Below are 13,396 nucleotides of genomic sequence, written 5' to 3' on the forward strand. Positions count from 1 at the left end.
CCGGGCCCGGCTTTCCAGTTAAGGAACAGCCACCGGGCTACGGCGTTAGCGCAGCTGGCTGACGAATCCGGTGCGCGCATGCAACGAGGACAGCACGTGGTCGCGGACGGCCTGTTCGATGCGGGCCGCGGGCGCGCCGTCGCGGATCAACCGCAGCAGTTCGCGGTGCTCATCCACAGCGGCGTGCGCCCGCTCCGCATCCACCGCACGCTCCGCCGCATGCAGTGCGGAGAACTTGCGCCATTCTGCCTCGACCAGCTCTCGCAGCCGCGCGTTCGGGCACCCGGCATGCAGCACCGCGTGGAACTTGGTGTTCAGCCGGGTGTATTCGGCCGGGTCGAAGTCCCCCAACAGACCTGCGAGCTGCTCATTGATCTGTTCCGCCCGATCAAGCGCGGCGCCACCCACTGCCAGCGCGGCCAGCGCTGTAGCCGACCCGTCGAGCACCGCCAGCGCCTCCATGCCCTCGCGGTAGGCGCGCTCGTCGAGTTCGGCGACCCGCGCGCCGACGTTGCGCTCGATCTGCAGCAGGCCCTCGGCGGCCAGCCGGTGGATTGCCTCGCGCACCGGCACGGCGCTGATCTCAAGGTGTGCGGCAATAGGCCCGGCCAGCACCCGCTGGCGCGGTGCCAGCGCGCCGTCCAGCACCTGTTTGCGCAGGTAGTCGTAGGCCAGATCGGCCTTGCTCCGGCCGCGCTTGCTTTCCGCTTGCGCTTGGCTTGCCGTCATGGTTCCTGCTTTCACTCGCGGGTTGACCCTCAGATTTTATAATATAAAGTGTGTAACGGGAATCACCCAGCGGCTCCCCTGCCGGACCGCGCATGCAAAGGAGCACCCATGACCCAGCACGCAGCACCGACGCTGCCGCTCGATGAACTGGCCGCCGTCTTCGGTCCCCGGCTGAGCACCGCAGCGGATGAATTGGACCGCGTGGCCCGCGACCAGTCGCGCTACCAGCCCGAGGGGCGCCCGGCAGCGGCCGTCTTCCCCGAATCCACCGACGAAGTCTCGCAGGCGCTGGCCTGGGCGCACCGCCACGGCGTGACGGTCTCGGTGCGCGGGGCTGGGACCGGGCTCTCCGGCGGTGCGGCGGGCTACCCGGGCGGGCTGGTCATCAGCCTGGAACGGCTGAACCGGATCGTTGACATCGACGCGGTGAACCGCCTGGCCGTGGTGCAGGCCGGGGTCATCAACTCGGACCTCGACGAGGCGGCTCGGGGACACGGCCTCTTCTTCCCGCCAGATCCTGCCAGTGCGCGGATCTCCACCGTGGGCGGCAACATCGCCACCAATGCCGGAGGGCTGCGCTGCCTGAACCACGGGGTCACCCGCGACTCGGTCGCGGCACTGACCGTGGTGCTGGCCGATGGCCGCGTCGTGCACACCGGGGCACGCACCCGGAAGAACGTCGTCGGTCTGGACCTGACCAGCCTGTTCGTCGGATCGGAGGGCACCCTCGGGGTCATCACCGAGGCCACGGTGCGGCTCAAGCCGGTGCCCGAGGGCGCCGCGCAGACCTTCCGCGCAGGATTCCGCACCGTCGAGGACGCCGGCCGCGCGGTCACGGCAATTGTCAACGGCGAGTACCTTCCGGAGGTGCTCGAACTGCTCGACGCGCACAGCGTCCAGGTCATCGAGGCCTTCCACCCTTCCGGGCTGCCGGTGGACGGGCAGACGCTGCTGATCGGCCAGTTCACCGGCCGCCATGCGCTGCAGGCCGCGCAGTCGGTCGCCGCGCTGTGCCGCGGCTTCGGCGCAGCGGACGTCGTGATCGGCGAGGGCGATTCGCTGCTGGAAGCGCGGCGGCTGGCCAATCCGGCGCTCAGCGCCCACGGGCTGCGGGTCTCCTGCGATGTGGGGGTTCCGGTGGGCGAGCTGGCCGCGGTGTTCCGCGGGATCGACGAGATCGCGCAGCGCACCGGGCGGATGATCTCCGTGGTGGCGCACGCCGGGGACGGCAACCTGCACCCGACCGTAGACGCGGAGGACACCCCCGAAGGCCATGCGGCCGCCGAAAAGGTCATCGATGAGATCACCCGGCTGGCCCTCGCGCTGGGCGGCACCATCACCGGGGAGCACGGCATCGGCAAGGTCAAGCAGCACGAGCTGTCCTGGCAGCTGGACGAGCCGACCCGTGCGGCGCAGCTGGCGGTCAAGGCCGCGCTGGATCCGGCAGGAATCCTCACTCCGGGGCGCTCGCTGTAGCGAGCAGGGCGGGGACCAGTCCCTCCGGCTAGGCTTGCATCCACTTCTTCCGGTGCTTCACCGGGATGCGCTGGCGCTCGAACTCGTCCAGCAGCGACTCATAGAGCCCGAGGTAGTCCACAGCCGGATAGCGCACCAGGTCGATGCGCAGCGTCCCGGTTTCCGGCTGCTTCAACTGCACCTCCAGCCGGCGGTGCAGTTCGGCCCGGTCCCAGAGCAGCTGCACCTTGGCATCGTTCTGGAAGCTGATCGCGGTCACCGAGCCGATTTCTTCCCAGGCCACCTTTCGCCCGCCACGCAGGATGAGCCCGGACGCGCGGATCTTCGCATCGATGGCATCGACACCCTTGCGGCGCATGGCCAGCACCGCGGTCCCCACGCCCCAGGCACCGAAGAGCAGCAGAATGGCACCGAAGAACGTCGGCGTCCAGCTCGCCATGAGTTGCGCACGCCGGACGGAGGTCTCGGGCAGGTCGTTGGCCACGAGATACAGCCCCAGCGGCAGTAGGATCCAGGCCATCATCAGCAGCTGAGAACTGCGTTGCACCCGCGGCCAATGGTGGGCCTTGGCGGTGATGAAGTGCTTGGGCAGTTTGCGCCGAGTGCGGCCGTGGGCCATGAGTGTGCGTTCCTGACGTCGTCGGGTCCCATTCAGAACTGCTTGTGCTTGAACCGTTCCTTGGTGTGGAAGCGGCGTTCCTTGAGCGTGGCGACCAGTGCATCGAGGTGCTCCTGGTATTCGGCCATCGGGTAGCGCCGCAGGTCGATCTCCAGATAATGCATTGGCGCGCGCCCGCGCACTCCGGGGGAATTCGGGTCGATCTCGGAGTTGTCCAGCAGGCTGATTCGCACCACGCGGTTGAGCACCGAGTAGTCCCAAAGCAGCGGCACCATCGAGTCATTGATATAGCGGATGACTTCGGCGCGGCCGATATTCGACCACGGCACCTCCCGTCCGCCGCGGGTCACCAGGCCCTGCTCGGTGACGATCACGTCGATCGAGTCATCGCCGGCGCTGCGGCTCGTGCCCTGCCGTCCGGTGGCAATGCCCACGATGCCGAAGGTCAGCAGCGCCACGGCGATCACGATCAGGCCGTAGTTCAGCCAGTTGGTGGCAATGCTGCTCTCGCCGACCCGGATGTTCTGGCCCAGGATCCAGAATCCTGCGGCGGCCGAGGCCAGGCCTAGGACCGTCAGGATGATTCCGCGCTTCAGGCGTTTGGCATGCAGTTGCGGGGTACTGATGAATTTCACTAATCGGCTTTCGGTAGGTGGCAGATCTGCTGTCATGAGGTGATGGTGATCGATTCGAGCAACTCCACCATTGGATCCACCATGAATGCCAATGTCACCGTGTCCGAATCGAAGGCATTGAGCACGAAGAGTCCGCGCCCTGCCCGTCCTGCCATCCTGATATGCCCCACCACCGACCGCGCCGGTTCGCCGGGGACGATCTGCTCCGTGGAAAAAGTTGTGAACGACTGGATGATCTCGCCGAAAGTTTCCGAGGCGACCGAATCGAGTTGCTGGCGGGACAACGACTCATAAGGCGGTGCGACGACCTCTTCAAGTGTCATGCCGGGTTCGTCGAGATAGACATTCAAGGTTGCCACGCCCATGTTGCTGCCATCTTCGGGAGCAAACCAGAATGAATGATCCGCTTGGTCATTCCGATGCTGGATAACATCGATTGCGTACTTCCTGAACAGCCCTCGGGTTTCCTCGTCGTCCTTGATCGCGGCTTCCGCGATCGAGGACGCCCACTCTTCAGGAGTTTGCCACGTTTCGTTCGGGAACACCCCGGGAAGGGGAATCCAATCAGCCAGATTCGGCTCCACCGTGTAGTTTGTCATTCGAGCCCCACCCACTTGAACGTGCCGATAATTCCGTAGCCAAGGTCTCGCAGCAACTCGATCTCCTCCGAGCCGCGTTGGGATTCGAGGAATCCATAGGTGTAGATGATGCGCAGGCCAACCTCGGGTGCCGGGTCAATGGAGCCGTCCTGTCGAGGCCGCGGCACAACAAAATTCACTTCCGCCTGCACGAATTGGCCATCTTCATGCCTTTTTTCGGCACCAAGCCAGTGGAACCATTGCGCTCCGTCAATCTCCTCGGTAGCGACGTGCTGCCCCATTGCCGCCCTGGCCACTGCCGCCGCCAGACTCGTGCCTGCATTGGCACGCACCGGTGTGATGATCAAGGACGACGGAATGACCGAATTCTCGCTGATGGTCTCAGTGGGCACGACGGTCGAAATCGCCCCCTGCCGGCGCAATCGTTCGAACGTGTCGTGGACGCTCCGGCGAATGAGCAGGACGATATCGGCCCGACCTAGCTTCTTGGCTTTGTCAGTCGCGACCTTGGCCAGCTGCGCTTCACCCTCCACGGTAACTGGATACTCACGCCAGCCTTTGGGATAGAGCATTCCATATCCGATTCCGCGATTGTTCTTGGGCGTCGGTCCAGTCATCGTGTCCTTTCCTCGAGCCTGCTCCGGATGCTTCATGAACGTTACACCGTCATGTTCTTGGCCGTTTGGCCTGTTCCGTAAACGGTGAAGAAGGTGCCACCCAAGAAATCAACAGTACCGGTGAGCAATGCTTCGTCGCGACCTCCGCGGACTTTCGTGGCCCATTCAATAGCTTCCGGACCGGCAATTTTCGAATTCTCGACGATGTAATCTGCAAGCACATAGTTCCGCGAGTCCTTGTAACCCACAAGTATGTTTTCCGTGAATCGTTCGGTGAACTGGCGGTTCTGGAATTTGTGCTGGTAGCCCTCGATGAATTCCCGGCCGGCTTGCCGCTGCCGGTACGGGTGCACCATCTCACTCCAAGAATTCGAGAAGCTTGTTTTGACCTTGTTCCATGTGCTTCCCGTCGGCTTCTTGTAGGCCACCGGGAGGGCATCGCCGACCGAGTTGCGCACGATCCCCTTGGCCTTCGAGAAGGGCATGGCGAAGCCCTTCAAATCCTTGAAGCTCAAGTTCTTGATGGCCTTGGGTAGCCCCTTGGCTTTGCCAAAGCCGTTGACAAGTGACTTGATTGGCGTCTTGGCGAACTTGAAAAGCGCGCCCCCAGCCTTGCCAAAGGGGATAATCGAGACTGCCGCGATGATCAATGATGTCCAATCGCCGTCGCCGATAGCCATTTTGTATATCTCGATGCCCAGCGCCGCGATCCCGACAACCAAGGCCAGAGCGGCTGCTACAAGGGCCAACGGCCCGGTCGCCACAATCGCAACAACGAACAGGACCAAGCCGGCAATGCTCAGCGCATCAGCCAGGTGGTCGTACCATTTGTCCTGGTTGTCAGCGATCTCGAACGCTTTCTCGATATCGGACACCGCATCGTCGAAGGCGTCTTCCCAGTAGGAAACTCGGCCATCGAACTTGCCCCAGAGCTTGTTGAGTTTGGATTCAGCCTCCTCACGCGCCGTGGTGGCCGTGGTCAGGTCACTGGCTGCCTGCTCTTTTTCCTCATCGGTGCCCTCGCCAATGCCGAAGAGCCCTCCGTCGGCATCATCCACGGAATCTTGTGCGGTCTCCTCGGCGTCCCTCTTGTTCTCAGCCGTTTGGTTGGCTTCTTCGATGGCGTTGATCAAGGAGCTCATGGACGGGTACCAGTCCGCGCCGCCCCGCGGGGTCGATTCGCCATTCATCGAGTTCTGGACATTATCGAGTTTCTTGGCATACTTCTCGAGCGCCGTGCCAGTGAGGCGGTAGCGGTCTGCGGCCTTGCGCAGATCCGGGAACACCTCACCCGCAGCCTCGCGAACCTTGTCCACCGCGTCTGACTTCAGGTCGCCAGTTCCCTCGCTGATCGCTTCCAGGCGGTTGGCGGAGACGTCCATCCGTTCGCCCGATTCTATGAGGGATTGTGCGCTTGTCAGGAGGCTACCGGCGTCCCCCTCAATGAGCTGGAGGGTGATCTGGGTATATGGTGACTGCAAGCTCATTCTCGATGCAATTCCCGTCTACTTCTTGGGTTTGGGTTGATCATCAGCGGCGGAGTTCAGGAAAGCTTTCATGGTGTCCTCGTCCCACTTTTCGAACCCCTCCTTGATGTCCTTCAAATGATCATGAACGGTCGTGAGATTATCCACGAGCTCACCGCGGTTCTTGTTCCAGTCATTCTCGAAGTCCCTGACGCGATCCTTGAGATCGGATTTTCCCATGGGCGAGCCTACGGATTCGGCGATGCCCTTGGCGATGTCGGAGGCATCCTTGAATTCCTGGATGCCGGTGTGCAGGTTGGTCACGATCTCGTCAAGGCGAGCCAGGTATATCTCATCGGCCACGGGGCAACGACTCCTTAAAATCCAAACGTCCACTTCGACTCATGCACGCAGCATGATCAGAAATGTGGTCGCCTCGTGAATAACGAGGCGACCACATCAGCCGGAAAATTGCGTCCGGCTACTGGCCGGCCATGCCGCGGTCGGTGTCCTGGATCTGGGTCATCATGTCGCGCAGCGCGGTGGCCATGTCGTTGATGCCATCGAACGCGGTCTTCAAGCCGTCGTTCAGGTCCTTGTAGCCTTCGCCGAACTGGCCCGAAGCGTGCTCAGTGGTGAAGTCCTCGCCGAGCAGCTTGTCCACGCCGGACTGCAGCTGCTCAAGCACGCCGTCCAAGTCCTCGCGCCCGGTGTCAAGCTTCGATGCCATGGCTTCCATTTCGCCATAATTAGCCTTGAAATCAGTCACAACAATGCTCCTCAACTTGTCGACTGGCCCGGCTGCCGGGCCACTTTTTTCGTCCACAGACTAGACTAGTGTGGCAGCCGACCTGCTCTCAATGGGGAGAACTCCCCGTGGCAAGCCGGCATCGAACTGAAGTAGAAAGATCCCATGGACGTAGTTTCAGCAGCAGCACTCGCCAGATCCTCCATGCTCGGAATGCATCCAGCCGAAGCACGCCTGCGGATCTGGTCCTACCTCATCGACTACGCCGTTTCGCTGGCAACGCTGCTGCCCGCCGGCATCGGATACATCATTTTCCTGGTGACCGGGCACTACTCCACGGTCCCGCTGGTCCTGTCCGGGGTCAGCGCACTGCTGCTGCTGGTCTACCTGGTGGTCCTGCTCATGATGAACAGCCGGAAGGGCTCCTCGCCCGGCAAGGCCGCGATGCGCCTGCGCGCCACCCGGCTGGATCCATTCGCCGCCCCGGGTTTCGGCCGGATCCTCCTTGCCTCGTTCGTCTTCCTGCTCAGCCATCTGATCCCGGTCATCGGCCCGCTGCTGATGCTGCTCTCCTGCCTCTTCGACCGGGACCACCGCCGCAGCTGGTTGGACAAGATCGCCCAAACCTACGTGGTTGATATCCGCAAGGGCCTGGATCCGACCAACTCGCGGGCGCTGGCCCGCACCGAATACCTGCTCTCCCGCCCGGACCGGGACATTTCCGAGCATCTGCCATCGCTGGGCACGTCCGCCGAGGACGACATATACGATGACGCCGCAGTGCCCGCGCGTCCCCGATCCACAGCGGGCATCGTCGGAGCGCAGAACAGCGATTGGCATTCGCCAGCTGCGCCGCAGACGGGAACCGTCCGCCGCGCGGCCTTCGCCTTTGACGACGGGTCCTATCTCCCCGTTCCGGAATCCGGGCTGATCGGGCGTGCGCCCCAGGCCACGGAAGAGTCCGGCAATGAGCTGCTGGTCGCGCTGAAGGACCCGGAACGGCTGCTGTCCAAAACGCACCTGGCCTTCGGCTGCGACGGGGCGAATGCCTGGATCATGGATCTGGGTTCCAGCAACGGCACGCAGGTCACCGCCGCCTCCCGCGCCCCGCGCAATGCACCACCCAATGTCCGCCTGCATCTGAATGACGGGGATGTCGTCCAGATAGGCAGCCGTACCTTCCGCATTACCTTCCAGGAGACCGCGAAGTGAAAATCAAGGCCACACTCAGGCGACCGGACACCAGCACCATCGACGTGGTGTTGACCTGCGATGCCACCGCCACCGTGGGAGATGCAGCCCGCGCCCTGGCCGGGGAACAGGTTCCCGAGCATCCCACGCTGCTGGCCACCGCCGCTGGCACCGCACCGGTGCAGCTCGATCCGCACACCCCGCTGGCCGAGGCCGAACTGGGTTCGGGCTTCAGCATCGAGGTCGTGCCGACCACCGATGCCTTCGTCTCGGGAGGCTCGGCGGCAGCGGTGCTGCGCGTGGCCAACGGCCCGGATGCGGGCATGGCCTTCGCGCTGCCCGCCGGCACCTCCTATGTGGGGCGATCGGAGAAAGCCACCGTGGTGCTCAACGACCGCATGGTCTCCACCCGGCATGCGCGCATCGAGGTGGGAAGCAAGATCGAGCTGGTGGACCTGAACTCCGCCAACGGCATCCTGGTCGATGGCGGGCTGGCCCAGCGCGTCGCGGTGATCCCCGGCCAGCTGATCACCCTGGGTGCTACCGAGGTCTTCTTCGAGCTGCTGCCCGGGACCGCCACCGGCCATTCCCCGGTCTATGAGAAGGGCGGCTCGATCCTCTTCAACCGTTCCCCGCGGGTGGAGGTCCGCTACCCCGGCGAGGAACTGCCGCGCCCGGCGATCCCGCAGGAAGCCAGCCCCAAGCTCTTCCCCTGGCCGATGATCTTCGCTCCGCTGATCATGGGCCTGACAATTTTCTCGCTCACCCAACGCGCGCTGTCGCTGATCGTGGTGCTGATCTCGCCGCTGATGATGCTGGGCAACCTGATCGGCCAGCGCACCCAGAGCAACAACAAGCTGCGCCTGGAAATCGAGACCTTCGAACGGCAATTCGAGGCGCTGGAAGATAGCCTGCTGGCCGGGGAGGAGGCCGAACGCGCGCACCGGCGCAGCGAGGCCCCGGCCACTGCGACCGTCTTCGAGCAGGCCGAATCGCTGGGCCCGCTGCTGTGGACCCGTCGCCCGGAGCACTGGAACTTCCTCTCGCTGCGGCTGGGCTCGGGAACCGCGCGCAGCCGCACCACCGTCGCCGAGCTGGCCGACCGGACCGGGATGCAGGAATATGTGGAACGGGTCGACGAGCTCACCGCGCAATACCGGATGATCGAGGATGTGCCGATCATCGAGCTGCTGCCTTCGGCCGGCGCCATCGGCATTGCCGGGCCGCGGCTGCAATCCGCCGATGCGCTGCGCGCGCTGGCGGTGCAGCTATTCGGCCTGCACGCGCCCAATGACCTGTGCACCGCCGCGATCATCGACCCGGCCTGGACCGAGGACCTTGAATGGTTCAAATGGCTGCCGCACACCACCGGCCCGCGCTCCCCGCTGGCCCAGGTGGCGCTGGCCGATACGCAGACCTCCGGCACCGTGCTGGTCAACGCGCTCGAAGAGCTCATCGCCCGGCGCAACGACCCGTCCGCCTACCGGCTGGGCCCGCTGTCCACCCGGCACACCTCCATGGAGCTGGGCAGGGAAGCCGGCGAGCAGTCCACCGGCGTGCCGACCGCCAAGGACCTTTCGCTGGTGCTCTTCGTGACCAACGACGCCCCGGTGGACCGCGCCCGGCTTTCGCAGATCATCGAGCGCGGGCCAGCCGTGGGCATCTACACGATCTTCGTGGCCCCCACCGTGCAGTCGCTGCCCGCCGCCTGCCGCACCTTCGTGGACGTCACCGACGGCCTGGATGATGCCCGCGTGGGCTGGGTGCGTGCCGGCGAGGAAGCCGTCAAGGTGTCGGTGGAAGGGGTCTCGCGCGAGCATGCCGAGCACTTCGCCCGCCGGCTGGCCCCGATCGTGGACTCCAGCTCGCTGGTCCCGGATTCCTCGGACATCCCGGATTCGGTGTCGCTGCTGCGCATCCTCGGCCCGGACCTGGCTGAATCCCCGGATGCGGTGCTCGAACGCTGGAAGCAGAACAACTCGGTGATCGACCGCGCCGCCACCGGCCCCCGGCCGCGGCTGAAGCGCGCCGGGACGCTGCGCGCCTTCATCGGCCAGGGCACCCCGGATGCGATGAGCCTGGATCTGCGCACCCAGGGCCCGCACGCCCTGGTGGGCGGCACCACCGGCTCGGGCAAGTCCGAATTCCTGCAGGCCTGGGTGCTGGCAATGGCCGCCGAATACAGCCCCGACCGGGTGACCTTCCTGTTCGTGGACTACAAGGGCGGCTCCGCCTTCGCCGACTGCGTGGAGCTGCCGCACTGCGTCGGGCTGGTCACCGACCTCTCCCCGCATCTGGTCCGCCGCGCGCTGACCAGCCTGCGCGCCGAGCTGCACCACCGCGAGAAGCTCTTCCACCGCAAGAAGGCCAAGGACCTGCTGGAACTGGAAAAGCGCCAGGACCCGGAAACCCCGCCGGCCCTGGTGCTGGTGGTCGACGAGTTCGCCGCCCTGGCCGGAGAGGTTCCGGAATTCGTGGACGGCGTGGTGGACATCGCCCAGCGCGGCCGCTCCCTGGGCATCCACCTGATCTTGGCCACCCAGCGCCCTGCGGGCGTGATCAAGGACAATTTGCGCGCCAACACCAACCTGCGCGTGGCGTTGCGCATGGCCGATGCCGCGGACTCGAACGACGTGGTGGAGGACCCGATCGCCGCCGGATTCGACCCGTCGCTGCCCGGGCGCGGCATCGCCAAGACCGGCCCGGGCCGGCTGGTGCCCTTCCAGTCCGGGTACGCCGGCGGCTGGACCACCGACGAGCCCGAAGCCGCCGAAGTGCGCGTGGAGGACCTGCGCTTCGGCGGGGCGCGCGTCTGGGAGCAGCCCGAATCCGGCTCGCCGGACATCGAGGAGAACAGCGGCCCGAACGACCAGAAGCGCCTGGTCTCCAGCTTCATCGCCGCCTCGAACGGCGCCGGGATCCCGGCCCCGCGCCGGCCATGGCTCGATGACCTCTCGGCCACCGTGGATTTGCGCGAGCTCGCCCCGGATTCGGACAGCCGGATCCCGCTGGCGCTGGCCGACATCCCCGAGCACCAGGCCCAGGAAACCGCCTGGTTCGAACCCGACACCGACGGCCACCTGCTGGTCTACGGCACCTCCGGCGCGGGCAAGTCCGCGGCGCTACGCAGCATCGCGATCGCCGCGGGAGCCAACCCGGCGGCCGGCACGGCGGCGGTGTACGCGCTGGACTTCGGGACCAGCTCGCTGCGCTCGCTTGAACCGCTGCCGCATCTCGGCGCGGTGATCGGAGGCGATGATGTGGAGCGCATCCAGCGCGTCTTCCGCATCCTGGCCGAGCACCTCGATGAGCGTTCGACCCGGTACGCGGACGCGAATGCCGCTTCGCTGAGCGAGTACCGCCAGGTGACCGGCAACCTGTCCGAACCGCGCATCTTCCTGCTGATCGACGGTTTCGGCCAGTTCCGCAACGACTGGGAACTGGGCCACGGCCGCGGCGAGTTCTACCAGGTGTTCATGCGCATCGTCGGCGAGGGCCGCCCGCTGGGCATCCACGTGGTGGCCACCGCTGACCGCTTCGGCGCGGTGCCCACCGCGATCAGCGCGAACATCACCCAGCGCGTGGTGCTGCGCATGGCCGACGAGCAGGCGTACAACGTGCTGGGCGTGGCCAAGGATGTGCTCAATGAGCGCAGCGTGCCCGGCCGGGCCATCATCAAGGGCCACGAGGCGCAGATTGCGGTGCTTGGCGGCACCGCCAACGTGGCCGAGCAAACCGCGCTGACCACCAGCTGGGCGCAGGAGCTCACGGCTTCCGGTGCCCCGCAGGCGGCCGGTGTCGAAACCCTGCCCCAGGAATTCGCGGCGGCGTCGCTGCCCGACACGGTCAACGGGCTGCCGGCCATCGGCCTGTCCGACACCACATTGGGTCCGTGCGGCTTCGAGTCCATCGGCACCTTCGTCATCGCCGGCCCGCCGCAGAGCGGGAAGACCAACGCGATGCGCGCCATGGTCACCGCGCTGGAACGCGCCAACCCGGCCACCCAGTTCTTCCACCTCGGCGGCCGGCGCGCCGAGCTGCGCGGCTGGCGGCAGTGGAATGGCACCGCTTCGGGCCCGGCCGAGACCCGGCAGTTCGCCAAGGACATGCTGGATCTGGTCTCGGATGATTCCATGCCGGGCAAGATGGTGTTTGTCGTGGAGAACTTCACCGAGTTCGCCGATTCGGATGCGGAGCGTCCGATGAAGGAACTGCTCAAGGCCATCAACCGCTCGGATCATTTCCTGATTGCCGATGGGGATATCAACTCGTTCTCCTCCAGCTTCGGGCTGCTCGGCGAGCTGAAGTCCAACCGCCACGGCATCGCGCTCAAGCCCGACGCCTACGACGGGGACTCGCTGTTCAAGGTGCCGTTCCCGCGGGTCAAGCGCCACGAATTCCCGCCGGGCCGCGGTTTCATGGTGCAAAACGGACAACGCACCCTGGTGCACCTTCCGCTCGTGGAGCAGTAGGCGCGAAAAAGCCGGCAGCAACGTGCAGTTGCTGCCGGCTTCGCTGTGCTGGGGCTAGAACTCGAAGTCGCCGAAGTCTCCGCCGGCTCCGCCGAGGAAGTCGCCGAACATGCCCTCGGCCTGGCCGCCGAGCTGTTCCCCGGCACCGGCCACGGTTTCGCCCAGGCCATCGGCCATGGAACCGAATTCTTCGCCAATGCCGGCAAAGCCGTCAAGCAGCGGCCCGGCAATGGCGGTGCCGATGAACGCGCCTGCCACGCCGCCGAGCAGGCCAACGCCCAGGCCGCCGGCCGCCCCGGCAGCCATGCCCAGACCGCGGCCCTTGCCGCCGGAGCCCAGGAGCTTGTCCATGAATCCGGGACGCGAGATTTCCGCTCGGGTTGCCGAGCGGGCCAGGTCCCGCGGATCCTGGGTCCTCGGGCGTTCTGCCGGCGGCAGCTGCTCGTTCAGCTCGTGGTGCAGCAGTTCTCGCTGCTGCGGGGTCAGCCGGGCGAAGGCTTCGGCATGAGCGCGTTCCATATCCTGCGGCGGAGCGGTGCGCAGCATGTAGCGGTACTTCTCGATCGCCGCCTGGTCTTCGCGCGAAGGGGCTGAAGCCTGCGGATTGCTGTAGCCGCGGTTGCCGTAGTCCTGGCGCTGCTGCTGGTAGCCGGAAGTGTTCTGCTGGTAACCGCGCTGGTCGCGATCATAACCGCGCTGATCGCTGCTGGAGCTGCGCTGGCTGAGCTGTTCCCGGACATACTGGCCAGCCATTTGCTTGCCCTTGCGCAGCAGCTTGTCGAACATGGACATGAAATCGGCCTCCTAGGCTTTGCGGGCGCGGTGCGCTGGGGCACCGCTCTCA

The 13,396-nt window shown here is 65.4% G+C and carries 12 protein-coding genes; 3 read left to right on the forward strand and 9 right to left on the reverse strand.

The annotated features are described in order from the left end of the window. Nucleotides 1–45 precede the first annotated feature (45 nt). Nucleotides 46–729 (reverse strand): GntR family transcriptional regulator, encoded by a 684-nt coding sequence (locus tag F0M17_RS14255; RefSeq protein ID WP_149597371.1) that lies wholly within the window; start codon nucleotides 727–729, stop codon nucleotides 46–48. Nucleotides 730–837: 108 nt separating this feature from the next. Here F0M17_RS14255 and F0M17_RS14260 point away from each other — a divergent pair, with 108 nt between their 5' ends. Beyond that, complete coding sequence (locus F0M17_RS14260; RefSeq protein WP_149597372.1) at nucleotides 838–2,205, forward strand: FAD-binding oxidoreductase; 1,368 nt, start codon at nucleotides 838–840, stop codon at nucleotides 2,203–2,205. A 28-nt stretch (nucleotides 2,206–2,233) separates the two neighbouring features. Here F0M17_RS14260 and F0M17_RS14265 read toward each other — a convergent pair whose 3' ends face one another. The 7 genes from F0M17_RS14265 to F0M17_RS14295 all read right to left on the reverse strand — a co-directional run bounded on the left by F0M17_RS14265 (nucleotide 2,234) and on the right by F0M17_RS14295 (nucleotide 6,910). Next, nucleotides 2,234–2,824 (reverse strand): hypothetical protein, encoded by a 591-nt coding sequence (locus F0M17_RS14265; RefSeq protein ID WP_149597373.1) that lies wholly within the window; start codon nucleotides 2,822–2,824, stop codon nucleotides 2,234–2,236. Nucleotides 2,825–2,856: 32 nt separating this feature from the next. Beyond that, nucleotides 2,857–3,459 carry a hypothetical protein gene (locus F0M17_RS14270; protein WP_149597374.1) on the reverse strand — a complete coding sequence of 201 codons (603 nt, stop codon included), beginning with the start codon at nucleotides 3,457–3,459 and terminating at the stop codon, nucleotides 2,857–2,859. Nucleotides 3,460–3,491: 32 nt separating this feature from the next. Then, nucleotides 3,492–4,043 (reverse strand): hypothetical protein, encoded by a 552-nt coding sequence (locus F0M17_RS14275; RefSeq protein WP_149597375.1) that lies wholly within the window; start codon nucleotides 4,041–4,043, stop codon nucleotides 3,492–3,494. An 11-nt stretch (nucleotides 4,044–4,054) separates the two neighbouring features. Then, entirely contained in the window at nucleotides 4,055–4,711 is a 657-nt protein-coding gene (locus F0M17_RS14280; protein WP_143181140.1) for a hypothetical protein, read from the reverse strand. 5 nt (nucleotides 4,712–4,716) lie between these two features. Then, nucleotides 4,717–6,057, reverse strand: a complete 1,341-nt coding sequence (locus F0M17_RS14285; RefSeq protein WP_149597376.1) for a hypothetical protein — start codon at nucleotides 6,055–6,057, stop codon at nucleotides 4,717–4,719. Nucleotides 6,058–6,180: 123 nt separating this feature from the next. Beyond that, the gene (locus F0M17_RS14290; RefSeq protein ID WP_073707728.1) at nucleotides 6,181–6,504 is read right to left on the reverse strand and encodes a hypothetical protein; all 324 of its coding nucleotides are present in this window, start codon (nucleotides 6,502–6,504) and stop codon (nucleotides 6,181–6,183) included. A gap of 118 nt (nucleotides 6,505–6,622) precedes the next feature. Beyond that, on the reverse strand, nucleotides 6,623–6,910 hold the full coding sequence (locus tag F0M17_RS14295; protein WP_038993214.1) for a WXG100 family type VII secretion target: 288 nt from the start codon (nucleotides 6,908–6,910) through the stop codon (nucleotides 6,623–6,625). 144 nt (nucleotides 6,911–7,054) lie between these two features. On the opposite strand from F0M17_RS14295, the gene F0M17_RS14300 reads away from it, so the two are divergent. Both F0M17_RS14300 and F0M17_RS14305 read left to right on the forward strand, forming a co-directional pair. Beyond that, nucleotides 7,055–8,101: an RDD family protein gene (locus tag F0M17_RS14300; protein WP_149597377.1), complete on the forward strand. Its 1,047-nt coding sequence runs from the start codon at nucleotides 7,055–7,057 to the stop codon at nucleotides 8,099–8,101. Then, a complete protein-coding gene (locus tag F0M17_RS14305; RefSeq protein ID WP_149597378.1) occupies nucleotides 8,098–12,552 on the forward strand; it encodes an FtsK/SpoIIIE domain-containing protein in 4,455 nt (1,484 codons plus the stop codon). The genes F0M17_RS14300 and F0M17_RS14305 overlap by 4 nt, the downstream gene beginning before the upstream one ends. A gap of 54 nt (nucleotides 12,553–12,606) precedes the next feature. Here the strand turns inward: F0M17_RS14305 and F0M17_RS14310 are convergent, their stop codons facing one another. Next, nucleotides 12,607–13,344 (reverse strand): hypothetical protein, encoded by a 738-nt coding sequence (locus F0M17_RS14310; protein WP_149597379.1) that lies wholly within the window; start codon nucleotides 13,342–13,344, stop codon nucleotides 12,607–12,609. Nucleotides 13,345–13,396: the final 52 nt, after the last annotated feature.

It is taken from the genome of Glutamicibacter sp. ZJUTW (assembly GCF_008370855.1).
Taxonomy (GTDB): domain Bacteria; phylum Actinomycetota; class Actinomycetes; order Actinomycetales; family Micrococcaceae; genus Glutamicibacter; species Glutamicibacter nicotianae.

Bases quoted from the DNA above. Each gene is read 5' to 3' on its own strand.
- F0M17_RS14260 (WP_149597372.1), top strand. From the start codon at position 838: ATGACCCAGCACGCAGCACCGACGCTGCCGCTCGATGAACTGGCCGCC.
- F0M17_RS14300 (WP_149597377.1), top strand. From the start codon at position 7,055: ATGGACGTAGTTTCAGCAGCAGCACTCGCCAGATCCTCCATGCTCGGA.
- F0M17_RS14310 (WP_149597379.1), bottom strand. From the start codon at position 13,344: ATGTCCATGTTCGACAAGCTGCTGCGCAAGGGCAAGCAAATGGCTGGC.
- F0M17_RS14265 (WP_149597373.1), bottom strand. From the start codon at position 2,824: ATGGCCCACGGCCGCACTCGGCGCAAACTGCCCAAGCACTTCATCACC.
- F0M17_RS14280 (WP_143181140.1), bottom strand. From the start codon at position 4,711: ATGAAGCATCCGGAGCAGGCTCGAGGAAAGGACACGATGACTGGACCG.
- F0M17_RS14285 (WP_149597376.1), bottom strand. From the start codon at position 6,057: ATGGACGTCTCCGCCAACCGCCTGGAAGCGATCAGCGAGGGAACTGGC.
- F0M17_RS14255 (WP_149597371.1), bottom strand. From the start codon at position 729: ATGACGGCAAGCCAAGCGCAAGCGGAAAGCAAGCGCGGCCGGAGCAAG.